Origin of the sequence: Cohnella luojiensis (genome assembly GCF_004564235.1) — a bacterium.
GTDB lineage: Bacteria > Bacillota > Bacilli > Paenibacillales > Paenibacillaceae > Cohnella > Cohnella luojiensis.
On sequence record NZ_SOMN01000002.1, the window covers coordinates 308,810 to 333,221 of the forward strand.

Here is a 24,412-nt window from a genome sequence, read left to right on the forward strand (position 1 = left end):
TAACCAAAATTAGGGAACGAGGGATTATCATGAAGAAGATTGTCATAGCCTTTCTTTCGGGTGCATTGTTGATGGTCGGAGGACAGGCTTTAGCCGACCCCCTATCAAACTTTGGTAAAAAAGTAGACGCGGAATATTCAATTGTTGTTAATGGTAAGATGCTCGAAGCAAAAACTGTAGCAGTAGACGGTGTGACTTTTACACCGAACCGTGCCCTTTCTGATGCCATAGGTTACGATGTGGCATTTAAGGATAAGGTTGTTTATTATACCAAAAGGGAGGAGGCTCCCGAATTGTCAATAGATTCAACGGAACCAGTAACCGAGTCAAGACAATGGAGTGCAGAAGATATTCGAGCAAGTATTGAGCTCACAGAATCAAGAGCACGGTTCGCTGATAAAAGTCTAAAATATGCAATTGAAAAGGGCGACGAAGTTGAAATAACAAAATGGGAAGCCTACATTGAAAAAAACAACGCAGAGCTAGCACTTTGGCTAGAACGTAAAGCAGCTCAACAATAAATCGTACGATCAAAGGCGCTCCATTGCGGGGGCGTCTTTTTCGTTGGGAGGAATTTAATATGGCAGTTATCCAGCCTGTTATCAAAGTCGAGATTGACCCCTTAAAGCCTGTGCCGGAGATATGCGCGGTCATCATGGCCGTTACGCGGTATCACCTTTATCAGGAAGAAGCGATTCTTCACGGGGTCCAGGAGGCAATTGAACGTCGGCTAAATTCATTGAAAGGAGCTGAAAAAGATGCCCAATCGGTATTGTAATCTTCCGCCAGCAGTACCGATCAAAGACAGCTTCCCGCAGATCGATGCTGGCTTCGCCGCTGTGCAAGATGACCTCGATAATATGCCGTTTAATATGGCACGCCAAGCTATCATTAACGGTAACTTTGATGTGGCACAGAGAGGGACGAGTTTTGTAAACCCTACTAATGGGGGCTTCCTGTTAGATCACTGGGCGACTTTTTACACGGCTGATGGGGGTGTTCTTCCTACAACCGTTACGCACAGTCAACAGAAGTTATCACCAGGAGATATTCCTAACTCTTACTTCTTTGATAGAACAAACGTTAATGGAGCGGGTAGTGGATTTGGCGTGTCAGCGTATTACTTCAAGGGTCAAAAAATTGAGCACGGTACTCGTTATTTGTGCGGTGCAGGGAAAAAGGTAACTGTTAGCTTCTGGGCGAGAAGCGACATTCCGGGGAAGAGAATTGCAGTAGCCATCCAGCAAACTTATGGTTCCGGAGGAAGTCCAACGGTCGGAGAAGCTTTGACTACAAGCGGTCAAATCATAACACTATCAGCCGTTTGGACTCGATATTCATTTACATTTACAACGAATACATTGGCAGGCAAAACGTTCGGAACGAATAATGACGACTATTTATGGGTTCGAATATTTTCGATGTGGGGAACCACAACAGCGACAAGCTACTTAGGTGGAGGTACTGCCGAAACCTTCGTCGGCGCAGGAAACATCGACATCATCCAAGTCCAAGTATGTGCCGGTGACGTGGCTTTACTATATCAGCCTCGTACATTTGGGGAAGAATTGGCGCTGTGCCAGCGGTATTATGAGAAAAGTTATGATTTAGGGGTATCAATATCTTCAGCAACGGGAATTGGCGAGGTTTACTATAGCACTAGACGTGCTGTAGCGGCTTCAACATCTGGCGTTTTGGTAAACACTGTACCGTTTAAGGTAAGGAAACGAATACCGCCAACAGTTAAACTCTATAGTCCATCCGGTACAGCAAATGCTTTAAGGGTGGACAATGTTAATGATCGGACTGGAGCGACGGCGGGTACAATTGGCGATTCCGGATTCGCTCAAGTTAACTTGGATAGTACCAGTGCAACGACTGTCGGGTTGGATTCATTGATTGAATACCAGTGGACAGCTGATGCCGAACTATAAGGAGGTAACCCATGGACGGATACAACATGTCAATTAAGTTATCCAGACCAGGAGAAAAGGGAATTCATCTCTATGTAGAAACTAATGAAAGGTGGGGATTATCAGTTTGTGTGAAATGTGGAAATACAGTAGATGCAACCGATTCTCGAAGTAAACAACCAGATAGCCAATGTCCCGACGCAGTAGCTATGAACTCTTGAGTCGTGAATATGATTTTCCATTATATAAGATTCCATAAAAATTCCAAATATCTAATGTGTCTAATACTCCCATAAAACAATTAAAGCATTTAGCAGGAGAATCATATCCGATTTTTTTGATGGCATCTACTATTTTAAGAGCACCATTTAATGTATTGATTGGAGCATTTTGATATAAATGTTTGATAAATTTCGACTGGGTTTCACTCGCAGTTAGAAAGAAGAGAGCCAAGTTTGTAGAAACATATTTTTGATTAAGTTCATCATTAATAATTGGTGCAAAATTTTTGTTTGCCAATTCTTTTAACACACGATTTCTGTAATTGAAAAAGTAAGAAGAATCGTATCCGTGCTCGGTAAGTCTTTCTTGTACCTCTAAATCAAGAACAAGGGAACTCAAGGAACTACAGAGCATTGCTACAAATTGGTCATTAACGATATTTCCTATCTCCGGGTATGAGTTAGTCATCTGAATTCCATGGAACAACTCATGTAGAAGATTTGTTTCAAAAACATCTCCATTAAGTCTTAAAGAAAGATGAACAATAAAAGTATCGGTATTATCAATTATTGACCCAAAAGCATTTCCAGCTTCAATACTCCTAAACTCAACAGGCTTTTTAAGATTTGAATAAATTTCATTGATTATACGTTCTGTTTTTCCACTAATTTTTCTACCCAAGATTTCCAAATATATCACCCCAAAAGATTATACCACGGAGGCGAATAAGTTGGACGGATACAAGCACTATATAAGAATTAACGAAGCCGGGATTATCGTCCACGGCTTTTCTTCTGCTTTTGAAGAGCCGAGGGAAGGCGATATCCTTGTTGAATCAGATGCAGGAAGACACTTCAACTTTATGCTAATCGACGGACAAGGCAATTCCATCTATAAATGGGATGGCACGCAAATGGTCGAGCGCACAGCGGACGAAATTTATCCGCTAAGTTATTGGAAGCAGAAAAAAATTGGTATCTTTACGAGTCAGAGAGATTTAGAAGTCCAAGCAGGATTTCTTACCAATGCCGTAGCGTCAACTCCTAATATCCAAATGGGATATGATCCAGTTGATAAAAATAACTATCAGTCGTTGGCTACCATGCTAAACCTTGATCCGACAATATCTAGTGTGCCGTTTTTAACGGGAATTGGGATGGTTACATTTACCCGTGATGAATTCATTCAAGTGATTAAGGATGCCTATAATCACGAAAGTTCCTTGGTGTATAAGTGTCTGACCTTGAAAGCACAGATAGAAGCCGCAGCGGATAAACAATCGTTAGATTCTATCGTATGGTGATCGTATGAAACAGTACGTTTGGAATCTATTAATCTCCATCGACCAGCTAGCGAATACGTTGCTAGGCGGATCCCCTGACGAGACGATCTCATCCAGGATGGGCAAACGTGCAATAAAAGGAGATCGGCTTGGCAGGCTTATTTGCAGGTTCTTAGATTTGTTCGATAAAGGACATTGCAAAAAGTCCATCGAGGAAGATGAAGGGCGTCCTCTGTGACGCTTACGGACGATTATACGCAGTAACAACAAGGGCTCCGCTTCGGCAGGGCTCTTTAATTTGAGGAGGTGGGCGATTGTCAGGGAATGAAGCGCAAGTATTAGCAGACATCCGTGAACGGATGGTCCGGGTAGAGACTAAAATCGACGCGATGACGGATGTAAAAGCGACAGCCGATATAGCAAAGGACATCGCCCAGGAGGCTCACATATCTGTCAGGTCGGCTCATCATCGAATTGATCGAATTGATAAGATCATTAATTGGGTAGGTACAACCATAATCGGAGCAATCATATTAGCAGCGGTTGCTTTTATCCTCAAAGGAGGTCTAACACAATAATGGAAAACGAGATCCTGCAGCTGGCCGCACTTGTTGCGGCTTATGTTGGCGTTTGTAAGGGCTTTGGTTTGAAAGATAAATGGACTCATCCAGCGGCGCTTCTTGTGGCCGCTATTTTTGTGCTCGTTCCTAATGCTGTCCAGGACAAGATCACGCTGATTTCAATTGTTGGGCTGACGGCGAGCGGGGCGTACCAGTACGTCAAGAAGAGGGTGGATTAAAAGACATGGCAAAACTAATAGCCCTATGTGACGGACACGGAATGGAGACGGCGGGCAAGCGGACGCCGCTCCTTCCGAACGGAGTTGTAATGCGAGAGAACGAATTTAATAGGCGCGTCGTGGCGCTTCTGGACGTTCACCTTAAGCGTTGTGGCTTCCGAACGTTGTTAGTGGCTCAGACGGACGTCGACACGCCATTAAGGGCAAGGACGGACGCGGCCAATGCGGCGAAAGCGGATCTGTATCTATCCGTTCACGCAAATGCATTCGGCGCCGGCGGGCTTAACAGTGTACGGGGCATCGAGACGTTCCATCGCCTTGGCAGTGTCGAGGGTGCGAAAGCGGCAGTCACCCTCCATCGATCATTACTCGGCGGAACGAAGCTCCCGAATCGCGGAGTAAAGACCGCAGACTTTCATGTGCTTCGGGAAACGAGAATGCCGGCTGTTCTGGTGGAGTGCGGATTCATGACGAACGTCGAGGAAGCGGCCCTGTTGCGATCGGAGGCGTATCGAGTTGAATGCGCTGAGGAGTTGGCGCGAGGGGTATGTGAATACTTCGGATTGCCGTTTGTTCGTGAGGCTAAAACTAATCCGGTGGAGCCGGCGGTTAAGATGGATCCTAAAGATGCCAACCATATTATCGATAGCTTCGTTCGTCCTAGTCGTGCGGACGCGTTGAAAAAGGGAGATCAAGCCGGAGCTGCTGAAGCGCATCGACTAGCGAACGAGCTGCGGAAAGCATCGGGACAACCGACTCAATAGTGATTAGTCCGGGGGCTTCGGCTCTCGGGCTATTTTCATTTCCTGTTTTTTCCTTTTTAACTCTCAATTATACTATCGAAATATTTATAATATCAGTCTACAAATTCCTGATTTTCCCTTGTAGTATTGGTTTATTACATTAGAGGAGAGATTCTATTGAAAAAGATTATTGGTTTCGCATTAAGTCTTATGATTTTATTCTTGATCGTACCGTTCGGTTCATCTAGTGCATATTCTGGAGGGGCACTTGATGGAAAGGTATTGCAGATCGGAACTTCCTTTACAACAAATACTTCTTCTACTGATTTAATAACTGACGGGGATGAAGGAACCTCTATTACAGTTGCGCCTGGTCAATATGTATGGTATGCGTTTAATTCAGGTGAATTAGCGAAAATTACTCACTATCAGTTAAAAGCATCGGGAACAACTCTTGATATTAAATATGTAAGACTAGATGGTACGAGTGCGGTATATCACAGTACCCCTATTTCCACGGGGGTGAAAACATCACACAACAGCACTTATAACGATATAGTTAAAGTGGGTTTTCAGAATACCGGGTCAACTGCTATAAATGTATTTGAATTTGATTTATTTGTTATTTTTCAAGAAACTGTACCGGCAGCACCTAGCAGTTTGATTGCTATTGGTATGAATGATGCAATACAGCTTTCATGGAATCCGGTATCTAATGCAACTAATTATTCTATTAAACGTTCTATTATAGCTGGCGGGCCCTATGAAGTAATTGCAACAAATATAACTGGAACTTCTTATTTAGATTCAAACGTTGTTCATGGAGAAACTTATTATTATGTGGTATCTGCTCAAAATACGGTAGGAAATAGTGGGGATTCAAATGAGGCATCTGCAAAACTAATTACGCTTGGCCGTGGAATCTTGACAATCACAATGTCAAATGGACTGGAAAAAGAATATGACCTTTCAATACCTGAAATCAATGCCTTCATCGATTGGTATGATGCCAAGGATGTAGGATCTGGACCGGCTAAGTACAAATTCATTAAGACCTGGAACAAGGGTCCGTTTAAGACTCGTACAGAATACGTAATCTTCGATAAGATCCTCACATTCGATGTTGATGAGTATGATGTTGTTACACCTTAATTGGATGTTTACATTTTCTGGACGAACTGATATACTCTAAACAAATCCGAAAGCATCGGTTAAAAATGGCCCAAAGCGGAAGCACCGCCAAGGGCCATTTCTATTTTAAATAACAAATTCCACAAACTCCGGTGAACGCAGCATCCCCGATCGATACCAATTCCTAAACCGAACCCGAGCTTTAATGCCGGGCTTCACATATACAAAGTTACGATCCTCGCCAGTTAAAATGCTCTTTGATACCCCGTAGAATGCTTTCTTGTGCTCTGGCGGTACATAGAGATCAATCATCCCAACTGGTCGACCTTGTTCCTGCAGAAGCCATCCGAACTGATTCTTCCGGTACCCCGCGATATGAAAGTCGGCGTAAGAGTAATTGATTACTTTAATCCAGTCACCGTTTTTCCTGCCAACATACTTACTCTGGATCCGCTTGGCTACAATCCCCTCCAACTTCTTTTCCTTTATGGCGTTGAACATGGATATGCCGGCGCCGCGGATCGATATTACGAGACTGAAATGTTTATTCTCCTCAAGCACTCGGGATAGAATCGCCTTACGTTCTGGCAGCGGCTTACTGCGCAAATCTTCTCCCTTATAACGAAGTATATCGAATGCAAAAAATATTACTGGTTGCCGGACCATTGCCTGCATAATGGCCATCGGCTTACGGGTCATGAATCGCTGTTGAATAAGTTCAAAGTCAATAGACCCAGTTTCAGGATCTATACAAGCAACTTCGCCGTCAAGGACCGCACCGGAGTTATCTTCTATCGGTACGTTGTGCAACTCTGGATATTGCTGAGTCACATCAGTTCTATGCCTAGTAAAGAGTTGAGTCTTGCCTTTGTTCAAGGATATGATCATTCGATGCCCATCGATCTTAGGCTCGAATATGTACCTCTCATCATCGAATGGCGTTTCTCTCTTTTCCAGAAGCATTGGTTCAATAAACATGGAGCATCCCGCCTTTCCCCCTTTAATTGTAGCATCGGAGAATGACGAATTAACCCGGTAAGTTTATGCATAGGAGGAAACCAGGGGAAGCATAATACGCGGTAAAACTGGAGGTGAAATTTATGGCAATGATCGCAATAGAAATCATTTCCAAATCTCGACTGTTTGTCCATACATAAAAGCCTCGTTTATCAATTTGACATCCACAACTACCCCTCCGATCTTACTCGCTCTGTTTTCGACAACAAACTCCAATTTCCTTTATTTAGGAACACAAACCCCTTGATAAGAACATATGTTTGCACTATAATCAGAACAAACGTTCTTATTGGAGGCGAACAACGTGTCAATTGAGAAGTGCATCGGTCGAATCGTAGATATTATTTACCAGGATAGCAAAGGTATCATCACGAAGCGTCAGATCAACGTATACCGCATTGCAGATGGTAAGGTAAGGGCATTCGATACGGCGAAGCAGTCGTTCCGATCACTTAGCATTTCTGGCATACTGGCCATTCAACCGGTGGGTCGTTATGTCGGTTAATATGAAGCCAATTGCCGGCCGCGCATCCATTGAAGAGCTGACCATGATACGTGATTTTATTATGCTCCCGCACATGCTTACAATGAGCGACAAGAGTCTTCAAGATATCCGTCGCTCCTCAAATATCTTGAAGAGATACTTCGAGAAATTCATTCAATTGGTTATGGACCGGATCACGAAGGATCTGATGAAGGTTCGGCGGGAACTCGCGCAGCGGGGGATAAAAGTATTCGATGACGAGTCAGTGGACGGAATTATTTATCATGGGTATTCGTGCCGTGGGTACCAGGATAGGTTCGGCATTATGAGGGAGACCCTGAGAGCGGAGATTAGCTTCCGATTGGCGAAGTACTCCTCGGAAGTACTTAAAAACGAATCAAGCATGGAGGGGCGTAAATGCTAGACGATACATCACGCAAGTTACTGCGGATCCTAGACAGTCACTCCTACGTTCCAGCGATCGCTGAGCTGGCACGCAAAGCAGGTCGTAAGCAGTGGCAGATCAAGAAGGCGCTTAAGGATCTTGCTGATAAAGACCATATCGATTACGATCCAAATCGGCATCACGAGCTTAAGGTTGTTCTAGCGTGGGAGATAGACCCGATTATTCCGCAACAGACCTTGAAATGGTGGGAACATGATTAAACCCCGTTGTGTCCGGGTTTTTGTTTTCTCATCAAAAGTTTACATATGAGGAAATTATAGTTGGAATCAACCAGTGATTCTATATCCAAAATATTCCTTTACATTATTCGACAGCATTCGACTTGTAGATGGGGTTAAATTAAATTAACCTAGAGCATTTTGCTCTAAACATTCCGGGGGAGGTGCGGCACTTAGTCCGCTTGTTTACTTTCTTTTAAACCCCTCATAAAGATCCCTAAAGTCGCAGCCAAGAAGTTCTTCCGCGATATAAATATCTTCTGGCTTCATGGTTCTTTCATTTGCACAGAAATGGGATATCATTCGTTGGGGTCGACCTGATCTACGAGCGTATTCGGATTGGGTCCAACCCTTAGCCTCGATCAACTCGGAAAGCAAACACCTCCCACGGGAGATGTTCATATGTATCCACTTACTCCTTATATTTTTACTTCTTAAATTATAACATTGAAGCGAATTGTTTTCGATATTTTCTATTGATGGGGGTGGGAACGTGGATTGGAGCGAAAGTGTATTACTCGATCGATACAAGCAGATATCTGATATTTGCGATCAGCAGACAAATAATAACTACGAAGGCCTCATGTATATTTTAAGAAAATTATTAAGTGAGTTGCCGGATGAAAAACTTATGATATATGAAATAGAAAACATATTTAATGTCCAAACGCGGTTAGTTGTGGAGAAAGCATATTTAGCAGGCTTACATGACGGCATCTCTTTTGCACACCGAGTTAAGATAAGTTAATTAAGGATATGGGGACGGATTGGGGACGACTTGTAGATTATTTTATCATTTGTAGGGGTTGTAGACAGAATACAAAAATAAAAACCCTTATATTATAAGGGTTTCAAGGGATAGAGGACTTTCTGAAAGATCAAAATTCTAGATTCAGGTTCTAGTGGTGTAACAGCCGTGGAGGTTCGAGTCCTCTTGGCCGCACCATACATACAATCTCAAGAAGCCTTGCAGAGCAGGGCTTCTTTTCTTTTTGTCTCGGGCCTATGCGAAAGCATGGGTTTTTCTATTTCTGACCATCCCCAAATAAATCACCTTAAAAAAAAACTACAAGCTTAATAAAGTGTCATTCCTTGTCCCAACCGGGCTTGATAAGATTTGAAAGTAGATTATCAGGGGACAGGGGGATTTTACGCGTGTTATTGAAAGTTGGAAGAGTAGTACGCAAATACATAGTCAGTCTGATCGTGATCATAGTTGCTGCGTCTTCTTATTTGTACTGGGATAGTACACGCGGTTTTGACGATCAAGCCATGGCCAATGTGCCTCATTATGATAACGTGGACGAGTCTTCGATATTGGCAGATCAGGATATAAAGAGCAAGCTGGAACCTTCCTACCTTAAATATTTGGAATCGACGAAGAAGGAGGGAGCAAAGGATTCTAAAGGCATTAAGCTCTCCTTCTCATCAACGGAGTATTCATTTGTGAGCCAAACGGGGACGAACAAAGAGACCGATTTAGGCGGAAGGAAGGGTACCTATCTTGTTCTCAATGAAGAGAACAGCTGGGTGGAATATATAGTGGACATTCCAGAGGACGGTTACTACCAATTCGCAATGAGCTACTATGCAATGAAGGGCAAGCGGTCTTCTGTTGTTCGGAATATTCAGATTGACAACGTTTACCCCTTCTTCCAATCCAAAAAAATGGAGTTTCAACGGATGTGGAAGGAAGCGGGCGCTACCTCTAAGGATAATCAAGGAAATGAATTCAATCCTCGCAGAGAAGAAGTGTTCGGTTGGCAATATCGCGAATTCCGGGATGCGGAAGGGAAGGTATCGGAGCCATTCCGTTATTACTTAACCAAAGGCAAGCATACGATCCGAATGAATGCGGTGAGGGAGCCCGCGGCAATAGGTGAATTTGAAGTGTTCTCCCCGGTTCAAGTTCCGACTTATGCCGATCTCCTTCTCGAATATAAACAGAAGGGATACAAAGAAGTGAGCAGCTACTTGATTAAGTTGCAAGCGGAGAGCTCAACGTTGCGCTCCGATCCGACTCTTCGCAGGGTGGAGGACCGGGAACCCTCAACTGAACCTCTTAATGTGTCTGCGATTACACTGAACAGCTTTGGCGGAGATTCCTGGAGAAAAGGCGGGCAGTGGGCCGAATGGGAATTTGAAGTTCCGCAAAGCGGTCTTTATAACATTGGCGCACGATTCGGCAGCTGGTTCCTGAACGGCATTCCGACCGAACGTATGGTATTGATCGACGGGGCAGTGCCATTTAGAGAAATGAACAACGTGAAGTTTCCCTTTAAGCAGGGTTGGCAACTCCGGGGATTTACTGAAAGTATAACCGCTAATGAGAAAGACTATCTCTATTATTTGGAGAAGGGGAAACATACGCTGCGGATGGAAGTGCAGGTAGGCTCGTTAGGCGATGTATTCGAGAATGTCATCGATACGACTCATAAGATGTCTCTCCTTTCGCGTGAAATATTGCAAGTTACAGGCACAAATCCGGACGCCAACCGCGATTGGCAGCTGGAAAAGAATATCCCTAATCTAGTTCCCCGTATTCATCTGATGGCGTTTGAGATCGACGATGCAATGAAAATGCTGTACGAGCTTGGTGTTCCCAAAGATTCATCAGAAGTCAGCACGCTCGGTGAAGCTCGAGATCAGCTGCTGTCGATGGCCAATAACACGGAATCGATTCCCGGTCAACTCGGTTCGCTAACGGATTCGCAATCTTCGCTTGGCTTATGGGTGAATGGTTTGAGCATGCAGAGCATGATTCTGGATTATTTCGTTATTAAATCTCCCGATCAGAATTGGCCGAAAGCGGAATCGAAAGCGATTGTTCGTGCCGGATCGACGGTAAGGGACTTCTTCCAATCATTTACGAAGGATTATTCGGGTATCGGAAACGTGTATAAGGACGAGCAAGTGCTTGATGTTTGGGTTGCCCGCGGGCGCGATTGGGTGCAAATCATCAAGCAGATGATCGATGAAGATTTCACGCCGGAAACGGGAATTAGGGTTAACGTCAATGTCATTCCGGCTGGGGGAATGCAGTTGCTCATGCTTGCACAAACCTCTGGTCTGGCCCCGGATGTGGCGCTAGGCGTAGAAGGCGAAGTGCCAATCGACTTTGCCGTGCGTGGCGGACTTGTTGATCTAAGTAAATTCCCGGATTATGCCGAGACAGCCGAACGGTTCCGTCCAGGAGCATTAATTCCATACAAATATGATGGCGGCAACTTTGCATTGCCCGAGACGCAAAACTTCTCCATGCTGTTCTATCGAACGGACATTATGGAGGAACTGGGCGTTACGGAAGATGAGATCCCGCAAACCTGGCAGGAAGTCATGGATCTGATTCCGTTGCTTCAACAAAATGGAATGGACTTTTATTATCCTCATGCGGCTAACAATCCGAATAACGCAATTAACGAATTTGCTCCGTTCTTGTTCCAGAGAAACGGGGAGCTGTATAGCGACGGAGGTAAATTTTCTAACCTCGAATCGCCTGAAGCGCTTGAAGCGGTCAAGATGTGGACTGGGTTGTACACGAATTACAAGATCGAGAAGCAAGCGGATTTCTATAATCGTTTCCGCACGGGCGAAATGCCTATCGGTGTCGCGGATTACACGACTTACGTCATGCTTTCGACAGCAGCCCCTGAATTAACCGGCTGGTGGAAGATGAAGCCGATTCCAGGATTAAAGCAGGCTGACGGACTGATCAACCGTTCAACCGGTGGACTAGGTCAAACGGCAATTATGTTCAAAGATGCGATAAATAAACAGAATGCCTGGGAATTCATGAAATGGTGGACAAGTGCGGACGCGCAAGAACGTTTCGGCTCGGAGCTGGAATCGCTTCTTGGGGTAGAGGCGCGTTGGAACACCGCTAATGTCGAGGCACTTACGCGGCTTCCATGGCAGAAAGATGATATCGACGCCGTCATGAAGCAGTGGGAGTGGTTCCGCGAACGTGAGGTCGTGCTCGGGGGTTACTATACGACACGCCATATCGCTAACATCTGGAACCAAATTGTTCTCGGCGGTACGATCCCGCGCGAGGCGGTAGAGAATGCGGCCCGCGAGATTAATAAGGAACTGCGGAAGAAAAGGGAAGAATTCGGTGACCAATCTTATGGCGTAGGAACAGTCAGCAAAGGAGGGATGGTGAATGAGTAGCGTCAACACGGATGCGGTCACAAGCAAACAGATCGTAAGCAAATCGATCGTAAGCAAATCGATCAGAAGCCCCCGCATACCAAGCAAGCTTAAGCTTCTGGGGGCGGATATTAAACGACATAAAGTTTCCTATTTGTTTCTTGCCCCTTTTCTACTTCTATTCACCTTATTTACGATCGTTCCGATTTTTACGTCCATCGGACTTAGCTTTTCCTACTACAACATCATTGAAAGCCCGCGGTATATCGGATTGTCTAATTACCGGCTTTTATTTGTGGATGACGATATTTTTCTGAAGGCCATTGGGATCACCTTCAAGTTCGCGATGATCACAGGACCTGTCGGGTATATAATGGCTTTCCTGCTCGCTTGGGTCATCAGCCAGATTCCGATTAAATATCGCTTTTTTTACACGCTATGCTTTTATACGCCTTCCATTACAAGTGCGACGGCTATGTCTGTTGTATGGCTATATCTTTTCGCTGGAGATCGTAAGGGATTAATCAACTATTGGGCGCTGAAGCTGGGGATTAACCATGAGCCCTACCTCTTTTTACAAAACGTGAACTCCATCGTGCCGGTCATCATCATCGTTTCCTTGTGGATGAGTATGGGGATTGGGTTTCTGGCTTTCCTGGCAGGGTTGCAAAACGTGCCGAAGGATTTATACGAGGCTGGAGCCATCGACGGCATCAAATATCGGCTGCAGGAGCTTTGGTATATTACCATTCCTTCCGTTAAGCCACAGCTTTTGTTTGGTGCAGTGTTGCAGGTGGTTTTCTCCTTACAAGTATTCGATGTCAGTGTTCAACTCGTTGGGATTCCAAGCCCGTTGTATGCCGGACATACGATATTAACACATTTGTTCGACTATGCGTTCATTAAGTTCGAGATGGGATACGCCTCTGCCATAGCGGTTGTATTGTTCCTCATGATGATCGGCATGAACCGTCTTATTTTCAAGTGGTTGGGGAGGGATTGAGGACATCATGGTAAAAGGGATGAGAATGGATTGGGGCAGAATGCTGTTTTACCTGTTACTTACTGCTTTCGCACTCTTAATGCTCGCTCCGCTCGTGTACTTGGCGTCTTCTGCCTTCAAGCCGACGGCTGAATTGTTCTTATTTCCACCGCGATTTTTTGTAATGAATCCGACAACCAAAAATTTCTACCAATTGTTGCTCGTGACAGGTACTTCGTTTGTACCTTTTACCCGTTATATTTTTAACAGCTTAATCGTGACTACTGCAATTGTAGCTGGCGGTATTTTCATATCGTCATTAGCCGCATACCCCCTTGCCAAGCACAAGATGCCGTTTCGCAGCGCTATTTTTAACATGATCGTGTTTTCACTGATGTTTTCCCCGATGGTGCTGCAAATTCCCCAGTATCTCGTCATCAGTAGAATTGGCCTTATGAACACTTATTTTGCCCAGATCATCCCCTATCTTGCCGCGCCTGTAGGCATGTTCCTTATGGTGCAGTTTGCAAGGCAAATTCCGGAAGCCTTATTGGAAGCAGCTAGAATAGATGGAGCCAATGAATGGAAGGTATTCTGGGTTCTAGTCCTTCCGATGTTGCAGCCGGCGATTGCCACATTTGCGCTGTTCAGCTTTATTCAAGCATGGAACGACCCGTATCCGGCCATGGTATATTCCACTCATGAAGATATGAAGTCGTTGCCGATCGCCATACAGACCATAAGCGGCGGAGCGGGAGTTGTCGCCAGGGTGGGCACGTTTGCGGCGGCTAGCTTCTTAATGATTATTCCAACCATTCTAGTATTCATCATCACGCAGCGGATGGTCCTACAGACAATGGCCCATTCTGGCCTGAAGGGATAGGGAGGAGTCATTCGTGAGGAGATCAATAAGCCATTGGATTCTATGCTTCATGTGCTTGGTACTTATCTTCATCATCCCCACATCTAGCGTCTATGCGAGAAGTCCATATGAAGGTTATATCTGGAATTCCAGACATGACGCGCCTTCCATTAACGGATATTTATACAAGGATTCCATTGATGGTTTGAATTTATCATCCGGCCCGTTCAAGACACCTGAAGATATTTACATAAATGAAAGTGACCATATTTACATTGCGGATAGCGGCAACAATCGGATTGTATTGCTGGACAATCAGCATGAGCTTATTCAGATATACGGCGATGCGGAAGGCCCGGGCAAATTGAACGGCCCCAAGGGGATATATGTGAAAGACGACGGCACCTTATTTGTTGCCGATACACAAAACAGTAGAATTGCAATATTTGACAAGGACGGTGCGTTTAAGAGCGAGATCTTGACGCCATCCAGTCCATTGCTGGGAGCTAACTTTATCTTCTCTCCTTCCAAGCTGATTGTAGACAAACGTGATTATCTGATCGTTGCCAACGACGGTACTAGTTCGGGATTGCTGCAAATCGATCCTAATGGCAAGTTCAAAGGTTATTTCGGAGCCAATATGATTGAATTTAGTTGGGCGCGGTTGTTTGTTCGTTTATTCGCGACCGATGAGCAACGAGCCCAATTGGCAACCGTCAGGCCGCAGGAATTCTCAAACCTATATCAGGATGAGGAAGGGTTTATCTGGACGTCAACTCTGGGAGCTGAATACAACCAGATTAAGCGGCTTAGCGCTGTTGGCGTAGATACCTACAATCCGGATTGGACGAAAAAGTATAACCGCAAAGATTATGGCGACACGTTTACGATCGGAACTTTCGACATTGCTTCATTCGTGGATCTTACCGTGGATAAGAAAGGCGTTGTAACGGGGCTGGATATTTCAACAGGGAAAGCCTTTCAATATGACAAGGTTCGCAGCCTGTTGTTCGTCTTTGGGGGGCTTGGCGATCAAGATGGTTTATTCAAGACACCCATTGCCATCGATCAGACGTCGGACGGTAGCCTCTTTGTTTTAGATAAAACACGCGGCCGTATCGATCGGTTTCGAACGACGCCGTTCGGTGATCTCGTCCATCATGCTTCGGAACTGTTCGTGGATGGACGCTATGCGGAAGCCAAGGAGCCTTGGACGCGCGTGCTTGAACTCAATAGCAATTATGATCTTGCTTATGGAGCGATCGGCAAGGCACTTGAGAAGGAGGAACGCTGGAAGGAAGCGATGGCATTTCACAAGAAGAGCCGTGTGCAAGTTAATTATTCAACTGCGCTTCGGGAATACCGCAAACAGTGGTTGCGCGAGAACTTCGGCAGCGTCGTTGCAGGAATCATCATCGTTTACTTATTGTTTAAATTCGGATTTCCACTGCTTCGCAAGAGATTGAATCGCAAATCGAGTTCGGCGGCAATGCCGGAGTTCGGTATGAAAGGGGGATTCTCCGAATGAATTTGCTCCGCAACTCGCGCAAAGTATTGGCTCACCCGTTTGAATTTTTCTATGATATTCAGGTTGAAGGGCAAGCCAAATGGCGCCACGCGATTATTTTGCTAGTCTTAATGGCCATTGTTCATCTTCTAAAGATTTCATGGACGGGGTATACGTTTGAAGGACGTGCCTCCTATCAGATTTCCGTTGTGTTCGAGACTTTCTGGCTTATTGTGCCTTGGGTCACTTGGTGCATATCCAATTGGGCGGTCAGTGCAATATTGGATGGAGAAGGCAAGTTTAAGGATATCGTGGTCTCGTCGGCTTATGCCATGATCCCTTATATTGTTCTATCATTGCCGTTAGCGCTCTTTTCGCAGATATTGACCTTTGATGAAAAATATACATACTTTACAATCCTCTATGCCATCTATTTGTGGGTCGCCTTTTTATTCTTAATGAAAGTGAAGGTTCTTCACGACTTTCAGTTTGGTAAGATGCTTTGGATCACCTTATTAACCTTGCTCGGGATGCTGATCATCTGGTTTGTCGGATTCCTCATTTTCGGTTTGGTAAACCAAGTCATCGATTTTGTTATCGGGATAATGAAAGAAATTCAATTTCGCCTATAGGAGGAAGCAAGCGTGAACAGACATAAAAAACGAATGGCCTACGCTGCTGTTGCGATTGCTCTGATCGTTCTTGCGGGAGCGATTTACCTCCTATCGGAGAAAGAGGATAAACCGGGACAAGCAGTCGTTCAACAAGACAAGAAAGAAGTAGAAGTAGAAGTCGTAGAAGATTTTGCGCTGCCGACAGCCATTACGGAAGAGCTTGAGAAAGCCGAAACGCTAGTTGCGAAGAACAGCCGTTACAGCCTATATGTGAATGAGGAGCTTGGCATGGTACGAATGGTGGAAACGTCCACCGGGAAGGAATGGTTCAGCTCCCCACCGATCGATCCCAAGATGCCACCGAACAACAAAGACTTTATTAATGCGCCTGTCCATGTGAAATACACGCAAGGAGTAAGCCCATCACAAACGTACCCGAAGAAGGAAAAAGCGGTTACGAAGATGGAGAAACGCGATGGGGGTGTTCGGTTTACATTTGATTTCGAAGACGAAAAGCTGAAGTTCGGATTCGCAATGGAGTACAAGCTGACGGAACAGGGCTTCGAAGCGACAATTCCGGATTCCTCGATTTACGAAAATGGCAGATCCAAAATTACTAGTTTAGAGCTTCTGCCGTTTTTCGGAGCGGAGAACAAGCAGCAAAAAGGTGCAGTATTCGTACCGGACGGCTCGGGATCACTTATCCATTTTAAAGAGGTTCACCCTCAGTATTTTGACGGCTATTCCGAATATGTCTATGGGGGCGACCATGCGTTCAAGAATAAAGTAAATTCAGAAGTGTATGAAATCTTTGTGCGGCAGCCTAATGTTAAGGAATTTGCCGCGCTCCCGGTTTATGGCCTCTATCGTGAGAACCAGGGCTTTCTTGCGATCATTACGAATGGAGACTACGATGCGAAGGTTAACGCCACGCTGCCGGGAACGCGGGGTATCGATATGTACCGTGCTTCTGCAGAGTTTGTATACCGCAACGACGACATCATCTTTATCGGGAATTCGGGTCAGATTCCCCTTTTCCAGGGCAATCGAATTAAGGGTGACCGTACGATACGATATGTGCTCTTGACAGGGGATAAGGCTAACTATGTAGGAATGGCCCATGCCTACCGCGATTATCTCCAGAAAGACAAGGGTGTGAAGCCAGTCGTTCAGCAACAAGTACCGCTGCATCTGCGATTGTTCGGCGGAGTGCGCAGGGATGAACTGATTGGGAAGACATATATCGATATGACGACCTTTGACGAAGCCAAGACGATCATTGACACCTACTTGAGCAAAGGAGTCAAAGCTCTGGAGCTTACGATTAATGGTTGGTCCAGTGCTGGCGTATTCGGCAATCAACCTAGCCATTTTCCAGTGGAGAAGAAGCTGGGTGGCAAGAAAGATCTGATGGAATTGGCTGCATATGCCAAAGAGCGAGGGGTAGGCCTCTATTTGGAAGCGAATTATGTCTCTCCGTACGAATCGAGCCATGCGTTAAAGCCTTCCAAAGATGCCATTCGCGGGATTGATAAAGAGGTTCGGAAAATACCGATCTATTATAACGGCACCCGGTTCTCGGATTGGGATGAAGTGTTCTATATGTTGAAACCAAACCGGGTATTCGAGAAGCACATTCAAGATGAAGTCAAACAGTTTGCCGACCTCGGCATTGCGGGTGTAAATTTGCAGCATCTTGGGGATACCCTCTATTCGGATCATGATCCGAACCATTTGACGGATCGGAGTACAACGGCGGAAGTATGGAACCAAACATTGAACCTATTCAGGGAGAAGGTTGGGAAGACAGCTGTAGATTACGGATTCGCCTATACGTTAGCCAACGTGGATCGGATTGATAACATTCCGGTTGATTCCAGCCATTTCACTTATGAGGATACCGTTGTTCCATTTTTTCAAATCGCTATCCACGGATTGATTCCCTACACGCTCAGTCCATCTAATTTGAGGGATGACCCGCATACCGAATTTTTGCGCGGTTTGGAATTCGGTGCTCTGCCAAGTTATGAGCTCACCTATGAGTCCACGACAAAATTGACGCGCACCATGATGGAAAGTTTATTTAACGGTCAGTATACGGATTGGTTAGAGGAGTCTATTCGTGAATATCAAGCGGCAGTCCAGCTCTTAGAGCCTGTGAGAAATATGGCAATCATAAGCCATGAACAACTTGGCAATGAGGTGTTCCGCACCACTTATGAAGATGGCACTTATGTCATGGTCAATTACGGAGATAGCGCTGAACAGGTGGCTAAACACACGTTGCCGGCTAAAGATTACGTCATCGTTCAGGGAGGGGATGCCCAGTGAAGAAGAGGATGCGGTTGACAATTCGGACACGGAATGTGCTTGAGGCCTATTCCTTTCTCTCGCTTTGGTTGATCGGATTCGCTTTATTTATGGCGATTCCCTTGGGAAGATCTTTGTATTATTCATTTAACCAATTGAAGGTAACCAAAGAAGGACTCGTTCCGAACTGGATTGGGATGGCCAACTTCCGACGCGCGTTCTCGACCGACGTGAATTTCATACCCCTTCTGCAGGATTCCATTCTCGGACTCCTCATACAAGTTCCGCTTATCCTGATCTTTGCGATGTTTGCGGCTTTGCTATTGAATCGTCCAATGATTGGCCGGACTTTCTTCAGGGGGGTATTTTTCCTCCCCGTCATCATCGCATCCGGTGCGGTGCTCGTTGAGATGCTGGAGCAAGGCGCAGAGCGGATGCCGTTATTCACGTCTTCGAGTTTGTTTCTTGCCTTAGTCGATATCATTCCTAGGGACGTCCTAGAGCCTCTGCTTACCTTGGCAGACAAGCTGACGCTTGTTATGTGGGACTCTGGCGTACAAATCCTAATCTTCCTAGCAGGCTTGCAGACGGTCTCGTTATCCTTATATGAAGCTGCGGATATAGATGGAGCGACGAAATGGGAGAGCTTTTGGAAAATCACCTTTCCGATGATCACTCCAATGATCTTGGTGAACACGCTGTTCACGATCGTGAACTCCTTTACATCGGCAAGAAATGAAATGATGTTATACATCCGAGACGTCGTATTTAGTAAGAACGACTACGGCTACGGATCGACGATCGGCTGGATTTATTTTATCCTGATCTTCCTATTGATAGGACTCGTATTCTTGATCTTCCGCAAGAGCTTATCCAGCACGGAAGGGAGGAGATAAATCAATGAAAAGCAGCCTCTCCTTGGACAAGCTGTTACAGGTAAGGAAATCGGTAATGGACCTGGGCAATCAAACGCATGCATGGCCATATACCGTGAAGAAAAAAGTCACCTTAATCATTAGTCGAATATCACTGTATCTCGTTTTGTCTGCTCTTTCCTTTGTGTTCGTATATCCGCTTTTATTTATCGTATCGCAATCGCTGATGATGCCATCGGATGTATCAGATTCGACTGTCCAGTGGATACCGCGCGCCTTAAACCTTCTGAACTACAAAGACGCCTTTGCCGCGCTGGGTGGTTCGGCGAACAGAACTTACTGGGATGCGTTTGGGCTTAGCGTCGTCATCTCCTTCGGGAGCGCGTTGCTGCAAGTTTTCAGTTGTGCGCTAGCGGGGTACGCGCTCGGGCGATATCGCTTCCCTGGTTATACGGCTTGCTTGTCGCTTGTCCTATTTGCTTTCCTAGTTCCACCGCAAACGATCGTAGTTCCGTTGTTCCAGCTATTTTCCGACTTCCATTGGATTAATACGTTTTATCCCTTTGTCATACCCAGTGCCATGGGTCATGGTCTAAAAGGTGCATTATTCGTACTTATTTTCATTCAGTTTTTCCATAGATTGCCTTATGTGCTGGAGGAAGCAGCGAGAATTGATGGAGCAAGCGCATACCGAACCTACTGGACCATCATGCTCCCGCTTGCTCGTCCGGCCATGTTAGTCGTCTTCTTATTCTCTGTGGTGTGGCATTGGAATGACATGTTTGAACCCAATTTATTTTTGCGAATCCCTAACTTTTATAACCTGTCACAAACGCTAGGCATCTTTAACGGCATAGGGTCCTCGCAAATTGATGCTGCTACTTCAGGACTCACAGCTGCGCAAACCATCGGTGCCGCCCCAACAATCATGAACAAAGTGATGGCGGGTGCCATGCTGTCGATTCTGCCCATGCTCATTCTGTACTTATTCACCCAGCGATACTTCGTTGAAAGCGTTGAACGTGCGGGGATTGCGGGTGAATAGTACCCTACTTTGATTCATTAAAGGAGGTGAGCTCTCTAGAGAAACCGTTCTGATAGGTTCAAGGGTGGATCGTGTTATGAAAAACAAAAAACGGAGGAATGTGCGCAATGAAGAAAATGACATTGTTTTTGGCTATTATGCTTACCTTTACGGTACTCCTAGCAGCATGTGGCGGCGGGGGGAATAAAACGGATTCGGCTGAGCCAAATGCTTCAACAGCAACAGCAGCTTCAACTGCAAGTGCTTCCACGCCATCCGAAGAGCCATCGGCAGAACCAGTCAAGGATCTCTCAGGCGAGCTTGAGCTTTGGGCGTTCGACCCCAAAATGTTTCCAGAAACAGTTGAAGCGTTCCAAGCTAAATATCCAAATGTGAAGATCAACGTTATTAGCATGGATATAAAAGAGATGCACGAAAAAGCGCTAACGGCAATTGCTGCAGGTACGGGTGGACCTGACATTCTGTTCGTAGAAGGCGGATACTTCAAACAGTTTACTTCTAACGAGGGTCTTGAGGATTTGCTCCAAGAACCGTATGATGCAGGACAATTCCAAGGTGATTTCACAGAAGCAAACTGGTCAAGATGGATGTCGATCGATGGCAAGAGATTGATCGGTATGCCATGGGATATGCCGCCGGCTGTTACCTTCTATCGTGCCGATATTCTTGAAGAAAACGGATTCCCAACGGATCCAGCGGAATTGATGCAGTTCATGGTGGATCCTAACAATGTCATGAACATGGCCAGAACGCTGAAAAGTAAAGGTATTAATCTGTTCGAGTGGAGAGACCAACCCGTTGGCCTAATGAATAGCGGGATATCGTTTTTTGATAATGATCTGAACTATCGTCGCAATACGGAAGGTTTCGCGAAGAGCATCGATATTTCCAAGCAAATCGCACAGGAAGAATTGTTCCTGGGTCAATCGATTTGGGGCGAGGAAGGTCAACAAGCAATCAAGAATGGTAAACTGGCATTTGTCTACATGGGTTCATGGGGAGCAAAAATCATTGAAGGTTGGGCAGGACCAGAGCAATCCGGCAAATGGCGTGCAACAGGATTACCGTTCGGGGCTTATGGTGGACAAGGCGGTTCCGTATTATCGATTCTCTCTCAAAGCAAGAATAAGCAATTGGCTTGGGAATTCCTCAAGTTCACGCTTGCTTCTCCTGAGGGCCAATTGATCTGGACCAAGAAAGGCACTATGCCCGGCTGGAAACCAGCTTGGGAATTCCCAGAGTTCAAGAATGTGAAGAATGAATATTTCGGCAACCAAAACTTGAACCAGCTGTATGCGGCGCTGCTTGGCAAGGTTCCGTCATCGACAGCTACTCCATTGGATGATAAAGCCAATGAGATTTGGGGTAAGGGGATTGGTGAGATCATGGATAAAAACCTAGATGCGAAAGCCGCACTTCAGAAAATAGAGGACGATATTATGTCGGCAGTTGCAGCGGAAAGACAGAAGCTGCTTGACTCACGAAAATAGTAAAAGGATTAACAACACCTAACAACCGGTTGCTGTTCCCAGATATTAGGGAGCAGCAACCGTTGTTTTAAGAATGACCAATAAAGGAGTAGTAGCGATGACCACCCGTAAAGTGATTGTCGGTTCTTGTTTGCTTGTTCTGGCTGCAGGCGTTGCGATTGGGTATACGGCTATGAAGCGCACGAAGGATACGATGGATGAGCCGAACGCCTCCAAGAGTGCTGAGGTATGGTACACATCGGAGAGCGGAAAACATCAATTGGACAAGCAGTCGAATCTATTATTTCAACCCATAGGCAGTACGAAAGAGGATATAAGAACGTTTATATTGGACGATTCAATTACGTACCAACCCTATTTTGGAATGGGTTCTTCTCTGGAAGAGTCTACGGTCTATAATCTGATGAGAATGAGCAAGAAGAATAGAGAAAAAGTTCTGAAATATTTGATGGATCCTGTGGATGGATTGGGCTGGAATGTTATGCGCATCACGCTTGGGACTTCCGATTTTACAGGCAGAGAATGGTATAGTTACAACGACAACCCCCCTAAGGGTACGGATGTCCACATGGAGCACTTCTCTATTCAAAAGGATATTGACTATCAGATCGTACCCGTAATTAAGCAGGCACTAAGCTATAATCCGAACTTGAAAATCATCGCATCTGCTTGGAGCGTGCCGGCCTGGATGAAAGATAGTGGAAGGTTGGACGGAGGCCCGACGAAAAGCGGTAAAATAAAAAGTGAATATTTACAGGCACTCGCGCTTTATTACCGTAAAGCCATTGAGGCTTATGATAAACAAGGCATTCCAATCTATGCGATAGGCTTGCAGAATGAACCGGGTATTCATGTTGATTATCCGATGACCGAGTTTTCCTTGCAGCAACAGATCGACTTTCTCAAGCTATTAAAAAAAGAATTTAACAGTACCGAGCATGGAAAGAAAATCAATACACAGGTATGGGTCAATGAATTTAATATCTTTGATTGGGAACAGCAAAACAATCAAATTTATAATGATCCCGAAGCCTACGCACTTTCCGATGGAACGTCCTTCCATGATTACTGGGGATATTTGAGCAGTATGAGCGAGGCCTATGAAGCGCACCCCGACAAGCCGATCTATATGACAGAGCGCTCGGTGTGGGGTACTAAAGGGGCCGATCGGATCATTCAATATTTCAGAAACTATGCCAGAAGTTATAACGCTTGGGTGACATTGCTTGATAGCAGAGGCAAACCTAACGTATCGAGTACAAAGGCGGGAAGAACGCTTGTTACCATCAATGCGGATGATCCCGACGATTATACGATCAACTTTGAATCCTATATGATGGGGAACTTCACCAAATTTATCGAGAGAGGCGCTCTAAGGCTGGAGAGCAATTATTTTGATAGTAATTTCGACGTATTCGAGGCCAAGATGACCGGAGAAGAAGAGAAAAGACCGGATGTCTCCAACATTGCCTTCAAAAATCCGGATGGCACCATCGTGATGGTTATCGTCAACAACAGCAGCTTATCCGAGGAATTCCGTGTCCTATATGCAAACGGTGAGCTTCCGGTTGTCATTCCAGAGAAAACAGTTGCCACCATTAGCTGGAAGGCATGGAGCAGCGGAAAGCTCCAAGAGAGAGCGAAAATTCCAACAATGACACCTGATGGGGGTAAGGTTTTTGGGGAGGTAACGGTGAATTTGGCCTCCGAAACTGAAGGAGCCTCAATTCGATATACGCTCGATGGATCGTTTCCGACAGGAAGTTCAGAATTATATACGGGACCTATTACGCTTACAGGAGCGAGTGCGAATAAGGAAATCAAGGCAATAACGATAAAAGAAGGGTTATCGGATTCAATAGTTAAGACAGGGAAATTTGAATTTGTATTACCTTCCGGAATACCCGGTCAAATTGAAGCAGAGGCTTATATGGCCACCAATGACGGACAGATGGAGAAAAGCTCGGAAGGCGGGTCTAACGTTGGATGGATCGATTCCGGCGATTGGATGAACTATCCAGTTGATGTTAAAAACACTGGTTTGTACAAGGTTTCATATCGAATAGCCGGAATGAATGCTCAAGGGACGATTGAGCTAAGGGAAAACGATACGACTCTAGTCTCGACGGAGGTTGAAAACACGGGAGGCTGGCAAAATTGGAAGACGATCGAGAGTAAACCAGTGAAATTGTCGGAAGGACAAAGGATTCTGCAAATCTACTTTAAGGGGTCGGGCTTTAATATTAATTGGTTCAAATTGGAACCTATTGTGTATAATAAGGAAACCAAATAAACAGCAAGAA

26 protein-coding genes are annotated in these 24,412 nt (G+C 45.3%); 23 read left to right on the forward strand and 3 right to left on the reverse strand.

The window, feature by feature from the left end:
- The first annotated feature begins 29 nt into the window (after positions 1-29).
- The 3 genes from E2980_RS03455 to E2980_RS03465 are packed head-to-tail and all read left to right on the forward strand — an operon-like array spanning position 30 to position 1,934.
- The gene (locus E2980_RS03455; protein WP_135150720.1) at positions 30-521 is read left to right on the forward strand and encodes a hypothetical protein; all 492 of its coding nucleotides are present in this window, start codon (positions 30-32) and stop codon (positions 519-521) included.
- Between the two features lie 59 nt (positions 522-580).
- The gene (locus E2980_RS03460; protein WP_135150721.1) at positions 581-778 is read left to right on the forward strand and encodes a hypothetical protein; all 198 of its coding nucleotides are present in this window, start codon (positions 581-583) and stop codon (positions 776-778) included.
- Positions 759-1,934 (forward strand): carbohydrate binding domain-containing protein, encoded by a 1,176-nt coding sequence (locus E2980_RS03465; protein WP_135150722.1) that lies wholly within the window; start codon positions 759-761, stop codon positions 1,932-1,934. Before E2980_RS03460 ends, E2980_RS03465 begins: the two co-directional genes overlap by 20 nt.
- Before the next feature lie 186 nt (positions 1,935-2,120).
- On the opposite strand, the gene E2980_RS03470 is transcribed toward E2980_RS03465, so the two are convergent.
- Positions 2,121-2,825: a hypothetical protein gene (locus E2980_RS03470; protein ID WP_167746955.1), complete on the reverse strand. Its 705-nt coding sequence runs from the start codon at positions 2,823-2,825 to the stop codon at positions 2,121-2,123.
- Positions 2,826-2,865: 40 nt separating this feature from the next.
- Here E2980_RS03470 and E2980_RS03475 point away from each other — a divergent pair, with 40 nt between their 5' ends.
- From E2980_RS03475 to E2980_RS03500, 6 genes are all read left to right on the forward strand, one after another.
- Positions 2,866-3,438: a DUF4376 domain-containing protein gene (locus E2980_RS03475; RefSeq protein ID WP_135150724.1), complete on the forward strand. Its 573-nt coding sequence runs from the start codon at positions 2,866-2,868 to the stop codon at positions 3,436-3,438.
- Positions 3,439-3,442: 4 nt separating this feature from the next.
- Positions 3,443-3,655, forward strand: a complete 213-nt coding sequence (locus E2980_RS03480; protein WP_135150725.1) for a hypothetical protein — start codon at positions 3,443-3,445, stop codon at positions 3,653-3,655.
- Positions 3,656-3,731: 76 nt separating this feature from the next.
- A complete protein-coding gene (locus tag E2980_RS03485; protein WP_276322234.1) occupies positions 3,732-3,995 on the forward strand; it encodes a hemolysin XhlA family protein in 264 nt (87 codons plus the stop codon).
- On the forward strand, positions 3,995-4,216 hold the full coding sequence (locus E2980_RS03490) for a hypothetical protein (RefSeq protein WP_135150726.1): 222 nt from the start codon (positions 3,995-3,997) through the stop codon (positions 4,214-4,216). Before E2980_RS03485 ends, E2980_RS03490 begins: the two co-directional genes overlap by 1 nt.
- A 5-nt stretch (positions 4,217-4,221) precedes the next feature.
- Positions 4,222-4,980: an N-acetylmuramoyl-L-alanine amidase family protein gene (locus tag E2980_RS03495; RefSeq protein WP_135150727.1), complete on the forward strand. Its 759-nt coding sequence runs from the start codon at positions 4,222-4,224 to the stop codon at positions 4,978-4,980.
- 156 nt (positions 4,981-5,136) lie between these two features.
- Positions 5,137-6,111, forward strand: coding sequence for a fibronectin type III domain-containing protein (locus E2980_RS03500; RefSeq protein WP_135150728.1), 975 nt, complete (start codon positions 5,137-5,139; stop codon positions 6,109-6,111).
- 105 nt (positions 6,112-6,216) lie between these two features.
- Here the strand turns inward: E2980_RS03500 and E2980_RS03505 are convergent, their stop codons facing one another.
- Entirely contained in the window at positions 6,217-7,068 is an 852-nt protein-coding gene (locus E2980_RS03505; RefSeq protein ID WP_135150729.1) for an ATP-dependent DNA ligase, read from the reverse strand.
- Between the two features lie 343 nt (positions 7,069-7,411).
- On the opposite strand from E2980_RS03505, the gene E2980_RS03510 reads away from it, so the two are divergent.
- The 3 genes from E2980_RS03510 to E2980_RS03520 are packed head-to-tail and all read left to right on the forward strand — an operon-like array spanning position 7,412 to position 8,257.
- Positions 7,412-7,612, forward strand: a complete 201-nt coding sequence (locus E2980_RS03510) for a hypothetical protein (protein WP_135150730.1) — start codon at positions 7,412-7,414, stop codon at positions 7,610-7,612.
- A complete protein-coding gene (locus tag E2980_RS03515) occupies positions 7,602-8,015 on the forward strand; it encodes a YhjD family protein (RefSeq protein WP_167746956.1) in 414 nt (137 codons plus the stop codon). The genes E2980_RS03510 and E2980_RS03515 overlap by 11 nt, the downstream gene beginning before the upstream one ends.
- Positions 8,009-8,257: a LexA family transcriptional regulator gene (locus E2980_RS03520; RefSeq protein ID WP_135150732.1), complete on the forward strand. Its 249-nt coding sequence runs from the start codon at positions 8,009-8,011 to the stop codon at positions 8,255-8,257. Before E2980_RS03515 ends, E2980_RS03520 begins: the two co-directional genes overlap by 7 nt.
- 204 nt (positions 8,258-8,461) lie before the next feature.
- On the opposite strand, the gene E2980_RS03525 is transcribed toward E2980_RS03520, so the two are convergent.
- A complete protein-coding gene (locus E2980_RS03525; protein WP_135150733.1) occupies positions 8,462-8,677 on the reverse strand; it encodes a helix-turn-helix domain-containing protein in 216 nt (71 codons plus the stop codon).
- A gap of 91 nt (positions 8,678-8,768) precedes the next feature.
- Here E2980_RS03525 and E2980_RS03530 point away from each other — a divergent pair, with 91 nt between their 5' ends.
- The 11 genes from E2980_RS03530 to E2980_RS03580 all read left to right on the forward strand — a co-directional run bounded on the left by E2980_RS03530 (position 8,769) and on the right by E2980_RS03580 (position 24,402).
- Positions 8,769-9,023 (forward strand): hypothetical protein, encoded by a 255-nt coding sequence (locus E2980_RS03530; RefSeq protein ID WP_135150734.1) that lies wholly within the window; start codon positions 8,769-8,771, stop codon positions 9,021-9,023.
- Positions 9,024-9,430: 407 nt separating this feature from the next.
- Entirely contained in the window at positions 9,431-12,445 is a 3,015-nt protein-coding gene (locus E2980_RS03535; RefSeq protein WP_135150735.1) for an extracellular solute-binding protein, read from the forward strand.
- Positions 12,438-13,427, forward strand: a complete 990-nt coding sequence (locus E2980_RS03540; protein WP_135150736.1) for a carbohydrate ABC transporter permease — start codon at positions 12,438-12,440, stop codon at positions 13,425-13,427. The genes E2980_RS03535 and E2980_RS03540 overlap by 8 nt, the downstream gene beginning before the upstream one ends.
- Before the next feature lie 7 nt (positions 13,428-13,434).
- Complete coding sequence (locus tag E2980_RS03545) at positions 13,435-14,289, forward strand: carbohydrate ABC transporter permease (protein WP_135150737.1); 855 nt, start codon at positions 13,435-13,437, stop codon at positions 14,287-14,289.
- Positions 14,290-14,302: 13 nt separating this feature from the next.
- Complete coding sequence (locus E2980_RS03550; RefSeq protein ID WP_135150738.1) at positions 14,303-15,796, forward strand: NHL repeat-containing protein; 1,494 nt, start codon at positions 14,303-14,305, stop codon at positions 15,794-15,796.
- Positions 15,793-16,407, forward strand: coding sequence for a YIP1 family protein (locus tag E2980_RS03555; protein ID WP_135150739.1), 615 nt, complete (start codon positions 15,793-15,795; stop codon positions 16,405-16,407). The genes E2980_RS03550 and E2980_RS03555 overlap by 4 nt, the downstream gene beginning before the upstream one ends.
- Before the next feature lie 12 nt (positions 16,408-16,419).
- Positions 16,420-18,720, forward strand: coding sequence for a DUF5696 domain-containing protein (locus tag E2980_RS03560; RefSeq protein ID WP_135150740.1), 2,301 nt, complete (start codon positions 16,420-16,422; stop codon positions 18,718-18,720).
- The gene (locus tag E2980_RS03565; protein WP_135150741.1) at positions 18,717-19,595 is read left to right on the forward strand and encodes a carbohydrate ABC transporter permease; all 879 of its coding nucleotides are present in this window, start codon (positions 18,717-18,719) and stop codon (positions 19,593-19,595) included. Before E2980_RS03560 ends, E2980_RS03565 begins: the two co-directional genes overlap by 4 nt.
- Before the next feature lie 4 nt (positions 19,596-19,599).
- Entirely contained in the window at positions 19,600-20,619 is a 1,020-nt protein-coding gene (locus E2980_RS03570; RefSeq protein ID WP_135150742.1) for a carbohydrate ABC transporter permease, read from the forward strand.
- Positions 20,620-20,726: 107 nt separating this feature from the next.
- Positions 20,727-22,109 carry an ABC transporter substrate-binding protein gene (locus tag E2980_RS03575; RefSeq protein WP_167746957.1) on the forward strand — a complete coding sequence of 461 codons (1,383 nt, stop codon included), beginning with the start codon at positions 20,727-20,729 and terminating at the stop codon, positions 22,107-22,109.
- Between the two features lie 97 nt (positions 22,110-22,206).
- Positions 22,207-24,402, forward strand: coding sequence for a carbohydrate-binding protein (locus E2980_RS03580; RefSeq protein ID WP_167746958.1), 2,196 nt, complete (start codon positions 22,207-22,209; stop codon positions 24,400-24,402).
- Positions 24,403-24,412 lie beyond the last annotated feature (10 nt).